This window comes from Chamaesiphon sp. OTE_8_metabat_110 (assembly GCF_031382685.1).
In the GTDB taxonomy this organism is placed as follows: domain Bacteria; phylum Cyanobacteriota; class Cyanobacteriia; order Cyanobacteriales; family Chamaesiphonaceae; genus Chamaesiphon.
The window spans coordinates 1-16,776 of the sequence record NZ_JANMZA010000318.1 but is presented as its reverse complement, the minus strand read 5'-3'; the positions used below and the strand labels follow the sequence as shown (position 1 = coordinate 16,776).

Genomic DNA, 16,776 nt, shown 5'->3' with positions numbered 1-16,776 from the left:
GCTTAAACCATTAGAAAAGATGTCCAGACATCGATTTTCGCGGTTTAGTAATAGTGGGTGGGGATATCGAATTACGGGAGCTTGTTTGGCTTGGAATGCGCTATTGATGTCGCTACCGTTACCAATTCCACTTACCAATCTCGCCCCGGCTTATACAATTTTATTCCTGGCGATCGGGCTGCTAGAATTTGATGGATTATTTATGCTCATCGGCTATGGGATGACTGTGGCGACAACGATCTTCTTTGCCAGTATTGCAGGAACAATTTGGCAATTAGCATATCATTGGTGGCAAATATTTATTCTTAACAGTTAACACTCACAACTTCCTCATATTCATTAGTTATCTTCTAGCGGATGGTTGCCCTTCAATTAAAATAATCTGAGCAGTCTATAATTAGCAATCGATAATCTGGTGTTGTAGTTTTACTCACAAGTTTCTCATGTCGATCGTTTATCGTAAGATTGTCTTGCGGAGAGTTTATAAATATCGACTGCACTCTGGTCGATCGGATTAAATTACCCCGTAGCAGTGCGTTCAGATAGAAGGTACGGTATGAGTAGTATTTCGGCTTCAGACATGCTTACAACAGAACTGCATACCGCAATTGCCGATTTACGTCAGGTCGATCCTGTGGTTGGCCTATTCCGGTTTGTGACGATTGGCGCGATCGTAATTGGTTTAATGGCACTAGCCTGGTCAGTCAACAATCTGTTCGCTTTCATGGCAATTACGGCAATCGCAGGCATCTTTTATGCGTTCTGGATTATCTGTAGTCACGATACGGTTCACTACACCCTCACGGGCTGGCCGTGGTTTGAGACAATTTTGCCCCGTCTGACCACCTGGCCGATGCTCTGGCCCTATGGCACGTATACGCTACTACATCGCTTGCATCACGGCTGGAATGGAATCGACCTGCGCGACCCAGAGCGCGTGCAGTGGACGCAAGCTGAGTACCAACGGGCAAATCCCATCCTGCGCTGGTATGTCTGCCATCAGGGGCTATTAGATATGTTTGTCCTCGGTGGCATCGGGTTGATTCTCAAAACGTCGATCCATGGCTGGAAATTGAGAACTGTACTGCCGCAATTGCAAAGACAGTTCTGGCTCGATCTGATGGGCATACTCACGATCCAATGTGGATTACTGGTATTTTTTAGTCAACGCGGTGAAATCGGTCGCTATCTGCTGTTCTGGCTGATTTTGGAGCGAACGATTGGCGCGATTGCCCAGATGCGCGATCGATTGGAACACTATGGCATGTGGGGACAAACTGGCGGCTATCAATTGACGCAACTCTACGCCTGTCGCAACCTAGACACCTATCCTGGATTCGGCTGGCTGATGGGCGGACTGAATTATCATGCCGTTCATCATGCGTTCCCAGACATCCCCTTCAATCGCTTGCCCGTGGCATTCGAGCGCATTCAGGAAGTTTTACAACGGAATGGCTTGCCACTGATGCTTCAGGGCAAAGGTTATCTGCACGAAACGATCGAGCTAAGTCAGCATCCTTCGACAATTGGCGCGGTTGACCCTCAAGATATTCGGAATCGACACTACTTGCTGCCACTCTCTCGAACCGAATCAGCGATCGCTCACTAGGATCGGGATAATAATTATCGTATGAGAGTTCATCTCTACATGATGATTCTGGCGATCTGAATTAGTCGAACGAGGAAAAGTAGATGAGGAAAGGTTGTGATGCCAAATCCGATCGATCTAGGCTACTTATTCTCTCCATACTGGCTTACGGTGTCTCTGCTACCGCAAGAGAGATCGATCGTTAGATTGACGATTGCGGGTCGCTGCCTCTAGCAATTCACACACTTGCTCATCAGTCGTTTGATTAAAATGCTCATACCACAAACCGATTCCACCAAGCTGTGAGGGGGTCATCAAGCACACCACCTCATCGACTTCGGTTCTCAATCGATCGCCTGTTTCGAGCGGCGCAACTGGTACGGCGATGATTATTCGCTGTGGTTGCTGGGGCTTGAGCATTCCAATTGCCGCTCGCATCATCGCACCCGTTGACAATCCATCATCTACCAAAATGACAATTCGATCGCAGATATCTAGCGGCGATCGATCGCCGCGATAGATGAGATCGTGGTGTTGTAATTCCTGAAGTTCGAGATCGGCAACTGCCGCGATCGTATGTCCAGAAATTCGCAACCAATCGAGCAGATCTTCATTCAACACCTCAAATCCGTCAGCGGCAACCGCCCCGATTGCCAGTTCTGGATGTCCGGGTACGCCCAGTTTCCGCACCAGACAGATATCCAAGGGCGCGTTGAGTGCCTTTGCCACCTCAAAGGCTACTATTACCCCACCGTGAGGAATTCCAAGCACCAGGACGTCGGGGCGATTGGCATACTGGGTAAGTTGGTTCGCTAATAATTTCCCCGCTTCAGTGCGATTGCGGAATCGAGTCTCGCTCGTCATCAGTTGCACCTCCTACATGTGTTTTAATCTCGCCGCGTCGTAGCTGTGTATACTCCTTGAGTTGGCGTTCGGCATTCTCAAAAGCATCGCTAATGGCAACATCAAGATCTTCATGTGTCTGCGGTGTTTGCGGCTGACGATTGACGATTAACTGGCTACCAGGGACAGTTAGGTTAATTTGGACGTGGTAAATATTGCCTTGATGGTGGTGGCGATGGGGTACTGCGATGACGACGCGACAATCACTGAGACGATCGGAGAATTTTTCTAACTTGGTTATATGTTTGCGAATCTTAGCTTCAATCGTGTCTGAAGGGGAGAGATTTTGCCAAATGATTTGGGGTGTCAATCGCATAATTTCGTAACCTCTTGAGCTGCTCACTCTTCAATGTAGAATAAAAGTCTGAGGAACTTGTGAGTGAGTATGCAGGCTTGCACGAGCTGGTTTGACTTTGGCTCTAATAGACGGATGATGACAACTCAAATAGCAAAAAGTTCGCTCTACAACTATGACAGAATCTTTATTTGCCGAAGCTAGTCAACGGCTAGATGCAGCTCTCCATCACATCTCCATTTCTGAAGATGCGATCGAACGTCTCAAATTTCCTAAATCCAGTTTGCAGGTTTCTATCCCCGTGCGGATGGACAATGGTTCTCTACAAGTTTTTCAAGGTTATCGAGTGCGCTACGATGACACCAGAGGCCCCACCAAGGGCGGTATCCGCTATCATCCTAGCGTTACTCTCGATGAAGTCAAATCCCTCGCCTTCTGGATGACCTTCAAATGTGCGGCACTAGATTTACCATTTGGCGGTGCCAAAGGTGGGATTACGATCGATCCCAAACAACTCTCCAAATTGGAGCTAGAACGGCTGAGTCGAAGCTATATCAATGAGATCGCCGACTTTATCGGCCCCGATGTGGATATTCCCGCCCCAGACGTGCAAACCAATTCCATGATTATGGGTTGGATGGCCGATCGCTACAATACCATTCACCGCAAAATCGTCCCCGCTGCCATTACAGGCAAACCGCTGACGATGGTCGGTAGTCTGGGGCGGGACACCGCGACAGGTATGGGTACGTTCTTTGCGATTGAAACCCTGATGCCTAAATTTCAAACAGTGCGGGAAAACACCACCGTTGCCGTCCAAGGCTTTGGGAATGTGGGCGTAGTTATTGCCGATTTGCTATGGCAGGCTGGTTATCGAGTGGTGGCGGTGAGCGACTCTCAGGGCGGTATCTATGCCAAAGGGGGGCTGGATATTCCCAGCGTCAAACAGTTCAAACACTCGACGCGGAATCTCAAAGCCGCGTACTGCGAAGGGACAGTCTGCAATATCTTGGAGTATGAAACCATTACTAATGAGGAACTGCTGACACTAGATGTAGACATCCTCGTACCTGCGGCAATGGAGAATCAAATTACCGAGAAAAACGCCAATGCCGTGCGGGCAAAGTATATTTTTGAAGCGGCGAATGGCCCGATTACGGCGGCTGCTGATGCCATTTTAGAGGCAAACGGGATTCATGTTTTCCCCGACATTCTGATTAATGCGGGTGGCGTGACGGTGAGTTATTTTGAATGGGTACAGAATCGGAGTGGTTTGTACTGGACGGTTGAGGAAGTAAACGATCGCTTAAAACAGAAAATGGTGAAGGAAACCGAGCGGATTTGGGAGATCGCGCAACAGAAATCGATTTCGATGCGGACTGCTGCCTACGTTCATGCACTCGATCGAATTGGTGAAGCGATCGATGCTAAGGGTACCCGCGATTTCTATACTAGTTAACTTTAGTGTCTCGATCGTCTGGGATAAATATGTTAAAACCTGAAAATTCGATCGAACAATCTTGCCCGTTGCGTCGAATGAGGCTGAGATGGTCGGTATCCAATATGTACATATCTACTCAGCAGTTTTGCGCCATTCTTGTCCGAGGCGAACGGCTTCATCAAAGTCAGGATCGTTTTCAAAGCTACCTGCTACTTGCAGCCACCAGGGAACTGGTGGTTCGGGTTGAAGGATATCAGCCAGCAGTTTTTTCATCTGAGCTAGTTCTGTTTCTAGAGTAGCAACACGGTTTTCTAGTTGCGATCGATCTTGGAGCTGTTGGGGAATCATTGGAGTTTTCGCATGGGGCTATATACCGATGAGTTTAACAATTCGATCGATCTGTCGAATTGGATTTAAGAGACGGAGAATTATAACTTTTCCTTCACACTTATCAAACCCAGATGTTCGACAAACGGGGCAAAATCTTTGTCAGAAAACAGTAGCTTGTGACCGTGTTCGATACAAAAAGTTGCGATCGTTACGTCAATTGTTTTCCTCACCGTAATCCCCTTTTTGCGTAAAGTTCTAAAATTTTCTGCGCTTTTCATCGCCATCTCAGTACCCAACATCTCAAACACCGTCAAAGAAGTTAGCAGCCGTTTAGCTGTCTGATAATCTTTATCCTGACGAAAACCTTGTAACACCTCTACCAAAATCAGATCTCCAACTGCCAGTAAATCGGTTTCTAATAGTCGATCGAGTGTAGCAACTTCGGGGATATCTCGACCGTTAAAGTAGTCAATCCAAACACTAGAGTCTACAATAATCATCGGTCGGTTCTCATCTCATCCAAGTCTCCATCCCACTGGAGCTTACCCTTGAAATCTCTGATACTCTGCTGCCGATATAGGCGCACCAAAGTTTGCAAGCCCAGTTCTACTGTCTCTTTCTTGGATTTAACCCCTGTTGCTTGCATCGCTGCTTCCATCAAATCATCATCGATCGTGATGTTGGTTCTCATGTGATGTGTATCAATAACGCTATTTATACACATCATAACCGCAAAATGCCTGCGTGTCTCTTGTCGATCGCAATTTCACGTTCGCGCAGCGTCGGCTTTGCCGAATCGCCACTAAGATCGCTCGAATTGGATTTAAGATACGGCGAAATCAGTAATTTTACGGCGTTCTAGTGTTTTGAAAGCTAGAACGATTTGCTGGGGAGAGATATCTAGGGCTACGAGTTCGTTAGCAATACCGATTTCCGTGCCGTCTTGTTGAATCCAGATTTTGTCTTGGATGATATCGAGATGAATGAGGTTGCCATAAATTCTTTGGTTTTTGTGCCAACCAGCTTCGAGAAGTAAGTAGTGATGATTTTTTTCATCGATGACTAATTGCAGTTCGCTTTCAGGGTCGTCTCCTAGAAATTCATAATAATCTCGCAGGACTTTGATGCTAGCTTGTTGGAGCTTTTCGACGTTTATGTTATCCATTTGACGACCTCTTGTTGATTGAAATCAAAAGTAAATAGGCGAATTATCTTTTCTTCGATTAGAACTTGCCCAGCTTCTTCTTCAAATATTGATGCTCTAACATCTTCAGGAACTGCTAAATATAGTTTTCGATCTGGTTCGTGGCGGTTTAAGAGTCGATCGTACAAAATAAATTGACCTAGGGCTTCTTCGAGATCTTTCATTTCGGAAGGACTGCGGAAGCTCTTAATTTCAACGGCGATTTTCTGGATGTCTTTTTCGGCTCCGATGAGTTGTTCGGCTCCTAAATCTATGTACAGGTTCTTTTTGCGGGCAAGTTTGAGACGGTAAGGATCGTGGGTAATCGTCCACCCGTCTTTTTGAAGGGCGATGCGTACTACTTCATGATAATAGTCACGGGCTGGCATGGTTTAGAGTTTTCCTTAAAAAGTTTAGATCGATCTAGGATGAGAAGTTCTCACTGTCCAGATTTCGGGCTTTTCTAATATGATAAATGTGGGCATCGATCTACCTATCTATTGTCGAGTGAATCATAAAGTTTTAGGTGAGGTTATATAATAATTAATAACCTTAAACTACAAACATTCTAGAGCTATTACTGTATCAGTTTCTACTGAGATACCTTCGTTCTCATAATATATAGATACTCCTAATACGCTAACAGTAATATTCGTAATTATAATAGGATAATTATTATCAATATTTTTTATAGATTGGATTTTTAGATTTAGAAAATTGGAATCTATGATAGCTAACTCATTCAACACTGCTGAAACTTTACATACAACACGCGAACTCACTTCTAAGACCACATAAGATGCTCTAATAACATTCGATCGTCTTACTTCGGAAACGGAATAATCAAGAAGCTCATCAACTTCTAAAATTTCTAAATTTCCAAGTGCTTTCGGAAATGCTGTCTCTACTTGAGTAATTTTATAATTTTTTAGTTCTAAAAACAAGCTTTCAATAAAGTTTTTTCTAAACCATTCTTCCTTCTCACCTCCAATGTTTAGCTGTTTTTGTAAGTTACTAAGCTTGTCAAATGATCTAGTTATTTGATCTTCTACAAATAATTTAAGGCTTGGATAAAAAATTACACAATCAGGCTCTAATGATCTTTCTATAAGATCTCGAACTAAATCTATATGTAATTGATTATCACAGCCTGCAAAATCAGATGTATTCTGGCTAATAAAAGCAATTGGCTCATTTTCAATATCATAAGTTTCTATAGTAGAGAGGATTCCATACCAAATTAACGCATCTTGGTATCCCCTACCTTTTTCTGAGAAAGGCTTGCGTCTTTTTAAAGCACGCTCGACTACTTGATGGTGACTAACATCAGGATAAAAAATATATCTTGATGATTGACGATTACATTTTAACTCTTGATGTAAATAAATGTTATATTCCTGAGTAAGTTTTTCTATATCTATGTCAATTTGTGAATCATCCAGATTTTGACGAATTGACTTACTGATTAAGTCAATATTATTCTTGTATTTTTCGAGTGTATCACTCAGATTTTTGCGATATATATTAGTTGCCTCATCAATAACTATTATTGGCGTAAAAAGAGAATGGCCTACTCTTTCAAAGTTTTCTAGCAAAATTTTAAATGTATTACCTCTCAACCAAGGATCGGCGACTATTATATTTGTGTCCAAAACAATATTCATGTAAGGTTACATCGAAATTATATTTTCTTCATATATATACTGTTGCAATTCAAGCATATAAACATCAACATATTAACCTTGGATTCTCCATTTAGCCAATTACACTACCCCCAAATCCCCAGAGATGCCAAAATAATGGTTCGGAGTTCCCGCGACACGCACCCATACCATACCAACAACAGCCATAACAGCCCAACCCTCGAAAATCGTCTACGCTTTTACCGATGAAGCTCTGGCTTTGGCGACTTACTCATTTCTACCTATTGTCCAAGCGTTTATCAAAGCTCCTGAGATTGTATCGCGGCGACGACAGCAGTAGCAACAGGCAAAAATAGCGTCAATGGTCGTTCGGGAATTGCCACAAAACCATTAATTTCATAAAAACGTTTTGCTCCATCATCCAAAGCATGAACCAAAATATAAGCCATGCCAACGCTGTTTGATGCTGTAACAATTCGGCAGATTGCATCTTGCAGCAAACTCACGCCTATTTTTTGTCCTTGATACCGTAAATCGACAGCCAGCCGACCGATTAGTGCTGCGGGAATCGGATCTGGCATGTTGCGTTGTCGCGCTTTGGGCATTTCAATTCTGTCAATTGCTGCGCTGCTGAGGCAATAATAACCGACGACAATTTCACCATCGGTAACTACAAATGTTCGCGATACATCGATCGTGTGATTTTTCCACGCTCGTTTACTCAGCCATTCATTGAGCGAATCAACACCACAGTCGAAATCTGTGACTAAATGATTTGCTGTTAAGGGTACAGGTGGTTGCAATGGCGATGGTGTTATGCCCAAGGTGCTTTTACCTGCATCAGTTTTCGTAAGCCCTCTGAAGGCTCTGGTGGTGAATCCAACATTTGGCAAAAATTGGCAAACGTCTCTTCACTAACGGCAATATAAGCTTGATCTAACAACACATGTTCTGCTTCCCGACAAGCTACTTCCAAGACAAAATCAGACCGATTTTTGCCCAGACAACTCGCGGCTCGATCGAGTGTATCTCTTTGCTGACGGTTGAGACGGATATTCATGCTACTATCGCGAGGAGATCGAGAGACTGAGGAAGAAGACATAATATCTTTAGCCTTATTTATTCTAATTTTTACATATTGTGGATCGATCGTCTACACGGAAATAGATCGTATATTGGGATCTGTCGATCGACTGCATAAAGTCAATTTTTGACTTTATGCAGTTGATGATTAGGCATCCTCCGTAATCAGACAGTCCAAAGTCTTGGATTTTTGGCTAAAGAGAAGATTCTCCCGATAATCAACTGGACAGTCAATTATCGCCGGAACATCTTGAGCTAGAGCCTCTTGAAGCGTGGGAATAAAATCCGCAGTCTCAGCAATCCGGTATCCCTTCAACCCCATACTCTCAGCCAACTTCACGAAATCAGGATTGCCAAACTTAACGAACGAAGACACCCCAAACTGCTGCATTTGCTTCCATTCAATCAGCCCATAGCCCCCGTCGTTAAAAATCAGCGTCACGAAGGGAGTATTCAGGCGCAGCGCAGTTTCTAGCTCCTGCATATTCATCATGAACCCCCCATCTCCCGTAGCGGCAATCACCTGACGATCGGGATAAACTAACTTAGCTGCGATCGCGCCGGGAATCGCAATTCCCATCGCCGCAAAACCGTTAGAAATCAAACAGGTATTCGGTTTTGCGCAGTGATAGTGACGGGCGATCCACATTTTATGGGCACCCACGTCCGAAATCAGAATATCGTCATCGCCTAAAACCTGCCGCAGATCGTAGATCAGTTTTTGAGGGCGAATCGGAAAGCCGCGATCGTCTGCATATTGCTCGTAATCTGTCCGAATTTCCTCACGGAGCGATAGGGCATGGGGTTCGGGTTTAGATTTAGCATCTGACGACTTTTGACACCGTTGCAGAATCTCCTGGAGCGAGTCGGCAATGTCGCCCACCACCTCAACCTGGGGAATATAACTACTATCGATCTCTGCTGAGACTTCGGCAATATGGACGATCGGAATTTCGCCCGTAGGATTCCATTTTTTAGGCGAGTATTCAATCAGATCGTAGCCGACGGCAATTACCAAATCAGTGCGATCGAATCCGCAGCTAATGTAGTCCCGCTGTTGCAGACCCACCGACCACAGAGCGGACGGATGGGTATAGGGGATGACTCCCTTACCCATAAAGGTATTGACGACGGGTAAATTTAGTTGAGTAGCCAATTCCGTGAGAGCAAGACTGGCATGAGAGCGGATCGCACCGTTGCCGACTAATATTAACGGGTTCTGGGCTTGGGCAATAGCGATGGCGGCTCGATCGAGACTGGCAAAGGCAGCATAAACTCGACTCGCGCCATTTTTATGCAAGGGTTTCACCGTTGCTGGCATTGCCGCGACATTTTCCGGTACGTCGATATGCACCGCACCAGGCGTTTCCGACTGGGCAACGTGAAAGGCTTTGCGGACGATTTCGGCGGTACTATTGGGCTGGACGATTTGTTTGCTCCACTTGGTAATCGGTGCAAACATCGCCACTAAGTCGAGATACTGATGGGATAAGATGTGCATTCGATCGGTACTCACCTGTCCGGTAATCGCAATCAGTGGTGCCCCATCCAGATTGGCATCAGCTACCCCCGTCATCAGGTTGGTTGCCCCTGGCCCCAATGTAGACAGACAGACCCCCGCCTGTCCGGTCAAACGACCGTATACGTCTGCCATAAATGCGGCTCCTTGCTCGTGCCGACAGGTCACAAATTGAATCGTAGAACCCTTGAGTGCTTCGAGGATGTGGAGATTTTCTTCGCCTGGAAGTCCAAAAATATACTTCACGCCTTCGTTTTCCAGGCATTGCACCAATAATTCTGCCGTATTCATAGGCTCATTTAATCCAGATAGTTTTGATATTGACAAATTCTAGAATGCCTGGTCGTCCGAGTTCCCGACCGTAACCCGATCGTTTAATGCCGCCAAAGGGCAGACGCGGATCGGATTTGACCATACCATTAATAAACACCGAACCCGCTTCTAATTCGCAAATTAAGCGATCGCGTTCTGTAGCATTCTGAGTCCACGCACTCGCACCCAAAGCAAAGGGACTGTCATTCGCCAGCGCGATCGCGGCATCCAGATCGGGTACTGTAAATAGCAACGCCACGGGGCCAAAAAATTCATCGCGGTAGGTGGCACAAGTGGGGGGAATATTCTTGAGAATAGTAGGTTCATAAAAAAAGCCTGGTAATCCAGACCAAGGTTTACCGCCAATTAAACATTCCGCTCCACCCGCGATCGAATCTCGTACCTGTCGATCGATCTGCTCCAAACCCGCCAAGGTCGCCAAGGGGCCAACATTAGTCGCAGTCTGTAATGGGTCCCCGATCTGGAGCTGGCTAAATGCCGCCACAAACTTGGTGCTAAAATCATCGGCGATCTCATCTAGCACGATGAACCGTTTGGCAGCAATGCAGGATTGCCCATTATTGAGCAGTCGTGCCTTTACCCCGACAGCGACAGCCTCATCCAGATCCGCACTCGTCGTCACGATAAACGGATCGCTACCGCCTAGTTCCAGCACGGTTTTTTTGAGAACTGCTCCGGCTGCTTGGGCTAAACTGGCTCCAGCGGGTTCGCTGCCCGTGAGGGTGGCAGCTTTGACTTGGGGCGATCTGATGACGGATTCGACTCGATCTGCGGAAATTAACAGGGTTTGAAATACCCCTGGCGGAAACCCAGCTTGAAGGAAAATATCTTCGATCGCGATCGCGCACTGGGGCACATTAGAAGCATGTTTGAGCAGAGCCACATTCCCCGCCATCAGGGTGGGCGCGGCGAATCTAAATACCTGCCAAAATGGAAAATTCCACGGCATGACGGCTAAAATCGTGCCGAGCGGTTGATATTCAATCCGAGATTGACTGGCATCAGTGGCAACTATTTCGGGGGCTAAAAACTCTGCCCCATGCTCTGCATAATAGTCACAAACCCAAGCACATTTTTGGATTTCGGCGATCGCCTGTTCGATCGGTTTGCCCATCTCTAGGGTCATGAGTTTCGCCCACTCAAAGGACTGTCGATCGTCCCGCAGGAGGTTTGCCGCCTGATGGAGCCATTGACTCCGTTGCGTCAGGGAGGTATGGCGATAGTCCTGAAACACCCGCCCCGATTCGATAATTTTGGCTTTGAGGACATCATCGGAGAGAGTTGGGAAAATTTTCAGTTGTTGCCCTGTCGTCGGATTGATACTGGCAATACCCATTGGTTTAGTCTATCCCTTAGCTAGAGAGTGCCCTCATTCGATCGTGACAAACTTCGGGGCTGTAACATCAAAACACATGATAAACATGATGAAAATTTACATTGATGCTGCATCTGTCTCAGATAATCGATCGATCGCTGGCTGCTTAGTTATTCAGTCAGTCACTACAACTAATAAATCCAAGGAATCAACTTCTTGACAACAGTAGAATAATTAGCATAGTCTGGAAACTTTTCTGTCAGCCAAACTTCTTCTGTTCTGGACTTAGCATCAAAAAATACGAACAAAACGATCGAACCTACCACATGTACCCAACTCATCCGCCAGCTTGCATAAGCTAAAGCCAGGTAAATTACCCCACCATATAAAGGATGCCTGACAATTCCATAGATACCAGTTTTTACTAATTGCCCATCATCTCTAGGGTGGGGTAATGGCGTGAGGTTTCGACCCAGATCGAAGAGCGATTGACCCAGGAAAACTATTGCTAAAATGCTGAAGATAGCTGCCAAAATCAAACTCAAATACTGCCAAACAGATGTATTTAAATCGATAAAATTAGGTGTATTTGGTGGTGCGAGAGCAAAAATAAGTAGTAAAATGCCTTGATAAATTACCCAGTATTCACCACGATCGCCTCGCCACCAGTCACCAGTAATACCCCAATCTGATAATAGTTTCATGGATTATTTATCATCATTTTAGCCGATTACCTACTTCGAGCGCGGCTACGCCAACGATAGCAGTGTCCCACGCTAAAATGGTTATTATAAGGCAGACCAAAAGCCACCTATCGCAGTACCTCCACCATCTCAAGAGTGGGTTAAAATCAACCCTAACCAAGCCGGAATCAGACGATGACTGACTTGCCAAATATTCTATGCCATTGGTGCAATTATGATGCCAAGCTCATTCTTGCATTGGCACCATGTCGCGGGGGGTCAGGAGAGCAAGGACAATTGCCACCAAAATTAATGCTGGAACATCGCCGAAGAGATGTCCGCGTTCTGCGGAGTCAGTTACTGCCTGTACTGCCATAATTAGCCCGTGGACAGCACTCGACCAGACAGTGAACCAAATTAAGCTCAGGTGCAGTTCTGGTTTGCGAGCAGCCCCCAGCAAAAAGACCCCAAGCGTCGCATAAACACCGACAACCATCTGTTCGGATTTGGAATGATCTGGCTGCCATCCCCAGCCTGACGGCCAAATTTCGATGAGCGGATAGATAAGCAAAAAGGCAATGCCAACTACAACCAGGGCGATTTGTAAGTACCGATGACGTTCGTTCATTACTCTAACCTCCGCCTATATTTGTAATGTTATTTGCGCTAGTGTCGCAATTTTTCCCCGCACAGTAGCTCGGATTATCGCTAGCAACTCACCCGACTAACTGCCTGCTGCTGACACCATCAGTCGTGCGTCCGCTCATTTCACTGGGACACACCCGATAGATGGCAACTACTTCGGCTCGTCCCCAAGAATCGATCCAAGTCCGATTGAGAGCGGGTGAAAGTGTGGGATTAATCTCTTTGATGAGTTGCCAAATCCGCGATATCTCTGGCTGTTCGGTCAGCCGTTTGGCTTGTCCGCTGATAATTACGCTGCGCCAATGCAGGGGATCGTTAACAATTTCTTCGACTTGGAGACAGACTTGTGGACTAGCATCGATGTCATGTGTCTTCATTCCTTCAGTGGTGAACATATAAATTTCTTCACCTTCGAGGTAGTAGTGCATTGGCATCACGTAGGGTTTCCCTTCATGGGTGAAACCAAGATGTCCATACCCCACTTTGCGTAATAGTTCGTAGATTTCTTTAGAACTCATTTCGTCGATATCTAACATAATTATGCTCCTAATGAGTTGAAAGTGTCATGTTCGATAGTTAATAAATCTGGTTGAGAATGCCTGTCAATTTTGATTTTGATGCCTTGGGCAAATTCTCTTTCGAGATCTTCCACAAAGCCTTTGCTTGCCACATGTGCTTCCTCTGCACCTGCAAATGGCCCAAAATAATATGTGCATTTGGGGTGTTCTGTAAAAATTTCGATCCACCAAGCTTGACGGCAAGCATTTAGAGTATAAGTCCAAAGATTTAAGACCTTTGTTAATAGTTTATTATTCAAATGTAGATGAGCTATGAACGAGCTTAGGGGAAGGCGATCGTTCGGATGAAGAGTTGGGTAGATAGATAGAAAAGGTTCATTACTTAATGTCATAGCGTTCGTTCTTTTAGCGTGAGTTTTTGTGTAGATGTTGTAAATGTAAGCCATTACTAATGGCTGCAATTTGCACATCAGCGACAGGATCGTTAGCGGAGCCTCTTTCAAGAAACTTAGCGGAAATTAGCTCAGTGCAAGGATCTGTCGGTTGGGTTGTGATGTCGCCAAAGGCGAGGCTACGCCAACGGCTATACTGTGCTTACGGCAGGCTATGCCAACTGCTGTCGCTCAGTACGAGTCGCTCATCAACCAGAATGAAACTAGAACATACTTAACTCGGGCAATATTCGGAATCCAGCGTTTGGGTCGCTCGTTTTTGTGATTGTTGTCGATTGCCTCCGGCAGGCTACGCCAACGGCATGGGAACGCCCTGCGGTAGCTAGATGGGACTCAACTTCCACTATATGACTCAAATCTAAGGAACTTGTGTGGAAATTAGCTTGGATCGTCTTCACAAGTTCCTCATCTCGATCTAATAATCTCAAGTTATAGAAATGAGTCAATAATTTCTAACTTCAGCTTGGGGAGCGGAGGGTAATATGAATAATGAATCTATGCTACTCGATCGCGCTGGTAATGACTCTGCTGGTGATGTCTCGATCAGATTATACCTATCGATCCCCATTGCAAACTCAGCATAAACTTTTTCGGTGCTTCGTTCGGAATCGATAGGTGCGTTCATAATCTAACTCTCCATCGCTGGCTATTTCTCAAGATTAGATGGTAATAATGAGAAACTTGTGAGTTTTTTCAGTCCTAGATCTCTATACACTCACGGCGGCTATCCAAACACAGCATCTTATGGGTTCAGCGAAAAATTAGCTTTTACCCAATCCTTGTAATGTACTGCTACAGATAATTTTAGAGATCGATCGATCTCTTGTTGACTCCGATCTAGAATTTGTTTGAGCTTTAAGATCGTACTGCTGATACAAATAAATTAGTTTGTTTAGCAATGGCTTTCCGGTGAAACCATTATTTTTGATGTTTTTTAACTCTTGTAGAACGATCGGATTATGGATAGATCTTACAGTTTTGATGAGTTCGTTAATAGTCGATTGCAGATCTTCTTCCGCATTGTCTTTAAATAATTTTCCTAGCTCTTTCAAAATATAGTTCTGAGCAGGAGTGAGTTTAACATTACGCTGTTCCGATTGACGGATTTTCACCTCTTTACTAAATCGGCGGAGAGTTTGGGTAACAGTTTGATTATGAGTTTGGGGTAATAGTGTTGTTGGTGTATCTTCTTTGGTAGCAATAATCGATAGAATCTTGGAAATATCACGGCTGATAATTTCACCAGATCGATCGAGCAATAATAGCTGTGGATATCTCTTCTCACTTGGATCGTTAATATTACTGGATTCACAGAAGACAAATGTACCCGTTTCTTGGGCTAATTTGGCTGTGCGGATACCGTTGGGTAAATTGACAATGCGATCGAACTCAGCAGGATTATGTTGTTGGAGTTGGCGGAGCATTTCTTCAGCATCGGTGAGATCGATTAATGGGACTGGTTCTAGATCGAATAAATCTAACTGGCTATTCTCGGTAATTTGGTTGTACAGATATTGGGCTGTGTCTGCATACTGAGTAAAAATAATCTGCTTTTTACCCTGAATATCGGGTTTGGCTAACCACTGTTTGAGGGTTTGCAGCTTGGCATCTTGGGCGGGGGTGATAGGGGCGACTAATTGGTGAATCTGTTTGAGAATCTTCAGATCGTGAGCGATATGTTTGGTGAGCTTTGCTCGATCGAAATCTTCGATGTCATACTTACCAGATACAGATCGCAGTGCCTCGATGATGTCTAACTCATCTTCACCAGCCGCTTCCTCATCGTTGAGAATAACTTGGGCATCTTTGCCAGCGGGGATAATCCCTTCCTGAAGTCCAATTAAAAAACGATTGTGAGCGAGAATCATTCGATCGATCGTCTGTTGAAAGGCATAGACGCTGGATTCAAATCGTTTGAATAATAGGACTCGGATTAAACCTCGGAGATTGGCTCCAGCGGTCTGGAGTCCTTTGTATGGCTCTTGTTGCTGCTTGGCAGCCAAAACATAGTTACCCAAGCCATAACGGGCATAACAGAGGGTGTTGGTGAGAGTTCTGAGCGATTTTTGTTTGTTGGATTTACCGAGATACTGGCGAAGCTGTTGATATAGTCCGTTGTAGGTGTCTTCAATGCTGTATTCGATCGTTTCTAGCCGTCGTTTGGGGAAGTATTGGTGTCTACCACCGACGAGAATATAGGCTTTACGTTGACCGGATAAATATTCGTTGATGTGGGGGCTACTGGCGATCGATAAGTTGGTTTCCGAGTCCAATCCATAGAAGCGGAGAATATGACTGCGGGTGCGGCGAATCAGGATGTGTGAGAGCAGATCGGGGAGATTGCGATCGCCTTTTTCCACCATCTGAAAATACTGCTTGAGATCGGGTGGATCGATCGGGAGGTTGGTAATATCGGTTTGGTGAAATAGTTTGATTTGGTGATAAATATCCTTAGCACTTTTATTGCGGGGTGTAGCTGTGAGAAAACAGCACCGCTTGTCGCCAGCGGCTAGATATGCTTGCAAGACTTTATATCGTTGGGTGCCATAATTGCGGAGGTGATGGCTTTCATCAACTAGTACAAAGTCGCGATGTTTATACTTTTCGTCTTCGAGTAAGGTGCGTAAACCATGCTCATCATCGCTTTTGAGCATTCCCATTGAGAGTACCCGCGCATTGAGTTGATACTTTTCATTGTATCTTTCCCACATTTCTATCAATGGTGGCGGACAGATAATCAGGGTACGAGCGCGTTCGTGTTGTTCCATCCATTTAACGATCGCGGCTCCGATATAGCTTTTACCTAAGCCCACAACGTCGGAAACAAAGGCACCGCCATAGTTTT

Annotated in this window: 20 protein-coding genes and 2 pseudogenes; 4 read left to right on the top strand and 18 right to left on the bottom strand. The window is 45.2% G+C overall.

Annotation, left to right across the window (positions count from 1 at the left end; genetic code table 11):
* Both RMO52_RS11770 and RMO52_RS11765 read left to right on the top strand, forming a co-directional pair.
* On the top strand, nucleotides 1-316 hold a 316-nt coding region (locus RMO52_RS11770), incomplete at its 5' end, for an exopolysaccharide biosynthesis protein (RefSeq protein WP_310414299.1).
* Between the two features lie 240 nt (nucleotides 317-556).
* Nucleotides 557-1,609 carry a fatty acid desaturase gene (locus RMO52_RS11765; RefSeq protein WP_310414296.1) on the top strand — a complete coding sequence of 351 codons (1,053 nt, stop codon included), beginning with the start codon at nucleotides 557-559 and terminating at the stop codon, nucleotides 1,607-1,609.
* Nucleotides 1,610-1,768: 159 nt separating this feature from the next.
* Here RMO52_RS11765 and RMO52_RS11760 read toward each other — a convergent pair whose 3' ends face one another.
* A complete protein-coding gene (locus RMO52_RS11760) occupies nucleotides 1,769-2,452 on the bottom strand; it encodes a phosphoribosyltransferase (protein WP_310414293.1) in 684 nt (227 codons plus the stop codon).
* Complete coding sequence (locus RMO52_RS11755; RefSeq protein WP_310414290.1) at nucleotides 2,418-2,807, bottom strand: HPF/RaiA family ribosome-associated protein; 390 nt, start codon at nucleotides 2,805-2,807, stop codon at nucleotides 2,418-2,420. The genes RMO52_RS11760 and RMO52_RS11755 overlap by 35 nt, the downstream gene beginning before the upstream one ends.
* Before the next feature lie 154 nt (nucleotides 2,808-2,961).
* Between RMO52_RS11755 and RMO52_RS11750 the strand changes: the two genes are divergently transcribed.
* Nucleotides 2,962-4,245: a Glu/Leu/Phe/Val dehydrogenase gene (locus RMO52_RS11750; protein WP_310414287.1), complete on the top strand. Its 1,284-nt coding sequence runs from the start codon at nucleotides 2,962-2,964 to the stop codon at nucleotides 4,243-4,245.
* Between the two features lie 114 nt (nucleotides 4,246-4,359).
* Here the strand turns inward: RMO52_RS11750 and RMO52_RS11745 are convergent, their stop codons facing one another.
* The 6 genes from RMO52_RS11745 to RMO52_RS11720 all read right to left on the bottom strand — a co-directional run bounded on the left by RMO52_RS11745 (nucleotide 4,360) and on the right by RMO52_RS11720 (nucleotide 7,404).
* The gene (locus RMO52_RS11745) at nucleotides 4,360-4,575 is read right to left on the bottom strand and encodes a hypothetical protein (RefSeq protein WP_310414284.1); all 216 of its coding nucleotides are present in this window, start codon (nucleotides 4,573-4,575) and stop codon (nucleotides 4,360-4,362) included.
* A gap of 80 nt (nucleotides 4,576-4,655) precedes the next feature.
* Complete coding sequence (locus RMO52_RS11740; RefSeq protein ID WP_310414281.1) at nucleotides 4,656-5,057, bottom strand: PIN domain nuclease; 402 nt, start codon at nucleotides 5,055-5,057, stop codon at nucleotides 4,656-4,658.
* Nucleotides 5,054-5,248, bottom strand: coding sequence for a type II toxin-antitoxin system VapB family antitoxin (locus tag RMO52_RS11735; RefSeq protein ID WP_310414278.1), 195 nt, complete (start codon nucleotides 5,246-5,248; stop codon nucleotides 5,054-5,056). Before RMO52_RS11735 ends, RMO52_RS11740 begins: the two co-directional genes overlap by 4 nt.
* Nucleotides 5,249-5,380: 132 nt before the next feature.
* The gene (locus RMO52_RS11730; RefSeq protein ID WP_309741634.1) at nucleotides 5,381-5,722 is read right to left on the bottom strand and encodes a XisI protein; all 342 of its coding nucleotides are present in this window, start codon (nucleotides 5,720-5,722) and stop codon (nucleotides 5,381-5,383) included.
* Nucleotides 5,710-6,129 (bottom strand): element excision factor XisH family protein, encoded by a 420-nt coding sequence (locus tag RMO52_RS11725; protein WP_309741633.1) that lies wholly within the window; start codon nucleotides 6,127-6,129, stop codon nucleotides 5,710-5,712. The genes RMO52_RS11730 and RMO52_RS11725 overlap by 13 nt, the downstream gene beginning before the upstream one ends.
* 168 nt (nucleotides 6,130-6,297) lie before the next feature.
* Nucleotides 6,298-7,404: a PIN domain-containing protein gene (locus RMO52_RS11720; protein ID WP_310414274.1), complete on the bottom strand. Its 1,107-nt coding sequence runs from the start codon at nucleotides 7,402-7,404 to the stop codon at nucleotides 6,298-6,300.
* Nucleotides 7,405-7,588: 184 nt separating this feature from the next.
* Here RMO52_RS11720 and RMO52_RS24710 point away from each other — a divergent pair.
* Nucleotides 7,589-7,699, top strand: a pseudogene (locus tag RMO52_RS24710) (NADP-dependent isocitrate dehydrogenase); the annotation flags it as partial.
* On the opposite strand, the gene RMO52_RS11715 reads toward RMO52_RS24710, so the two are convergent.
* From RMO52_RS11715 to RMO52_RS11670, 10 genes and pseudogenes are all read right to left on the bottom strand, one after another.
* On the bottom strand, nucleotides 7,683-8,207 hold the full coding sequence (locus tag RMO52_RS11715) for a GNAT family N-acetyltransferase (RefSeq protein WP_310414271.1): 525 nt from the start codon (nucleotides 8,205-8,207) through the stop codon (nucleotides 7,683-7,685). The pseudogene RMO52_RS24710 and the gene RMO52_RS11715 overlap by 17 nt on opposite strands.
* Complete coding sequence (locus RMO52_RS11710; RefSeq protein WP_309741628.1) at nucleotides 8,198-8,485, bottom strand: DUF1778 domain-containing protein; 288 nt, start codon at nucleotides 8,483-8,485, stop codon at nucleotides 8,198-8,200. The genes RMO52_RS11715 and RMO52_RS11710 overlap by 10 nt, the downstream gene beginning before the upstream one ends.
* A 129-nt stretch (nucleotides 8,486-8,614) precedes the next feature.
* Nucleotides 8,615-10,276, bottom strand: a complete 1,662-nt coding sequence (locus RMO52_RS11705; RefSeq protein ID WP_310414266.1) for an acetolactate synthase large subunit — start codon at nucleotides 10,274-10,276, stop codon at nucleotides 8,615-8,617.
* A 4-nt stretch (nucleotides 10,277-10,280) separates the two neighbouring features.
* A complete protein-coding gene (locus RMO52_RS11700; protein WP_310414263.1) occupies nucleotides 10,281-11,654 on the bottom strand; it encodes an NAD-dependent succinate-semialdehyde dehydrogenase in 1,374 nt (457 codons plus the stop codon).
* A 170-nt stretch (nucleotides 11,655-11,824) separates the two neighbouring features.
* A complete protein-coding gene (locus tag RMO52_RS11695) occupies nucleotides 11,825-12,337 on the bottom strand; it encodes an isoprenylcysteine carboxylmethyltransferase family protein (RefSeq protein WP_309741624.1) in 513 nt (170 codons plus the stop codon).
* A gap of 226 nt (nucleotides 12,338-12,563) precedes the next feature.
* The gene (locus RMO52_RS11690) at nucleotides 12,564-12,944 is read right to left on the bottom strand and encodes a DUF6632 domain-containing protein (protein WP_310414260.1); all 381 of its coding nucleotides are present in this window, start codon (nucleotides 12,942-12,944) and stop codon (nucleotides 12,564-12,566) included.
* Nucleotides 12,945-13,032: 88 nt separating this feature from the next.
* Nucleotides 13,033-13,497 (bottom strand): pyridoxamine 5'-phosphate oxidase family protein, encoded by a 465-nt coding sequence (locus tag RMO52_RS11685; protein ID WP_310414257.1) that lies wholly within the window; start codon nucleotides 13,495-13,497, stop codon nucleotides 13,033-13,035.
* A gap of 2 nt (nucleotides 13,498-13,499) precedes the next feature.
* Complete coding sequence (locus RMO52_RS11680; RefSeq protein WP_309738651.1) at nucleotides 13,500-13,778, bottom strand: DUF1816 domain-containing protein; 279 nt, start codon at nucleotides 13,776-13,778, stop codon at nucleotides 13,500-13,502.
* Nucleotides 13,779-14,373: 595 nt separating this feature from the next.
* On the bottom strand, nucleotides 14,374-14,556 hold the full coding sequence (locus tag RMO52_RS11675; protein WP_310414254.1) for a hypothetical protein: 183 nt from the start codon (nucleotides 14,554-14,556) through the stop codon (nucleotides 14,374-14,376).
* Between the two features lie 136 nt (nucleotides 14,557-14,692).
* Nucleotides 14,693-16,776 (bottom strand): annotated as a pseudogene (locus tag RMO52_RS11670) (helicase); the annotation flags it as partial.

Bases quoted from the DNA above. Each gene is read 5' to 3' on its own strand.
- RMO52_RS11755 (WP_310414290.1), bottom strand. From the start codon at position 2,807: ATGCGATTGACACCCCAAATCATTTGGCAAAATCTCTCCCCTTCAGAC.
- RMO52_RS11695 (WP_309741624.1), bottom strand. From the start codon at position 12,337: ATGAAACTATTATCAGATTGGGGTATTACTGGTGACTGGTGGCGAGGC.
- RMO52_RS11675 (WP_310414254.1), bottom strand. From the start codon at position 14,556: ATGAACGCACCTATCGATTCCGAACGAAGCACCGAAAAAGTTTATGCT.
- RMO52_RS11700 (WP_310414263.1), bottom strand. From the start codon at position 11,654: ATGGGTATTGCCAGTATCAATCCGACGACAGGGCAACAACTGAAAATT.
- RMO52_RS11735 (WP_310414278.1), bottom strand. From the start codon at position 5,248: ATGAGAACCAACATCACGATCGATGATGATTTGATGGAAGCAGCGATG.
- RMO52_RS11705 (WP_310414266.1), bottom strand. From the start codon at position 10,276: ATGAATACGGCAGAATTATTGGTGCAATGCCTGGAAAACGAAGGCGTG.
- RMO52_RS11730 (WP_309741634.1), bottom strand. From the start codon at position 5,722: ATGGATAACATAAACGTCGAAAAGCTCCAACAAGCTAGCATCAAAGTC.
- RMO52_RS11745 (WP_310414284.1), bottom strand. From the start codon at position 4,575: ATGATTCCCCAACAGCTCCAAGATCGATCGCAACTAGAAAACCGTGTT.
- RMO52_RS11740 (WP_310414281.1), bottom strand. From the start codon at position 5,057: ATGATTATTGTAGACTCTAGTGTTTGGATTGACTACTTTAACGGTCGA.
- RMO52_RS11760 (WP_310414293.1), bottom strand. From the start codon at position 2,452: ATGACGAGCGAGACTCGATTCCGCAATCGCACTGAAGCGGGGAAATTA.
- RMO52_RS11710 (WP_309741628.1), bottom strand. From the start codon at position 8,485: ATGTCTTCTTCCTCAGTCTCTCGATCTCCTCGCGATAGTAGCATGAAT.
- RMO52_RS11685 (WP_310414257.1), bottom strand. From the start codon at position 13,497: ATGTTAGATATCGACGAAATGAGTTCTAAAGAAATCTACGAACTATTA.
- RMO52_RS11725 (WP_309741633.1), bottom strand. From the start codon at position 6,129: ATGCCAGCCCGTGACTATTATCATGAAGTAGTACGCATCGCCCTTCAA.
- RMO52_RS11765 (WP_310414296.1), top strand. From the start codon at position 557: ATGAGTAGTATTTCGGCTTCAGACATGCTTACAACAGAACTGCATACC.
- RMO52_RS11750 (WP_310414287.1), top strand. From the start codon at position 2,962: ATGACAGAATCTTTATTTGCCGAAGCTAGTCAACGGCTAGATGCAGCT.
- RMO52_RS11690 (WP_310414260.1), bottom strand. From the start codon at position 12,944: ATGAACGAACGTCATCGGTACTTACAAATCGCCCTGGTTGTAGTTGGC.
- RMO52_RS11720 (WP_310414274.1), bottom strand. From the start codon at position 7,404: ATGAATATTGTTTTGGACACAAATATAATAGTCGCCGATCCTTGGTTG.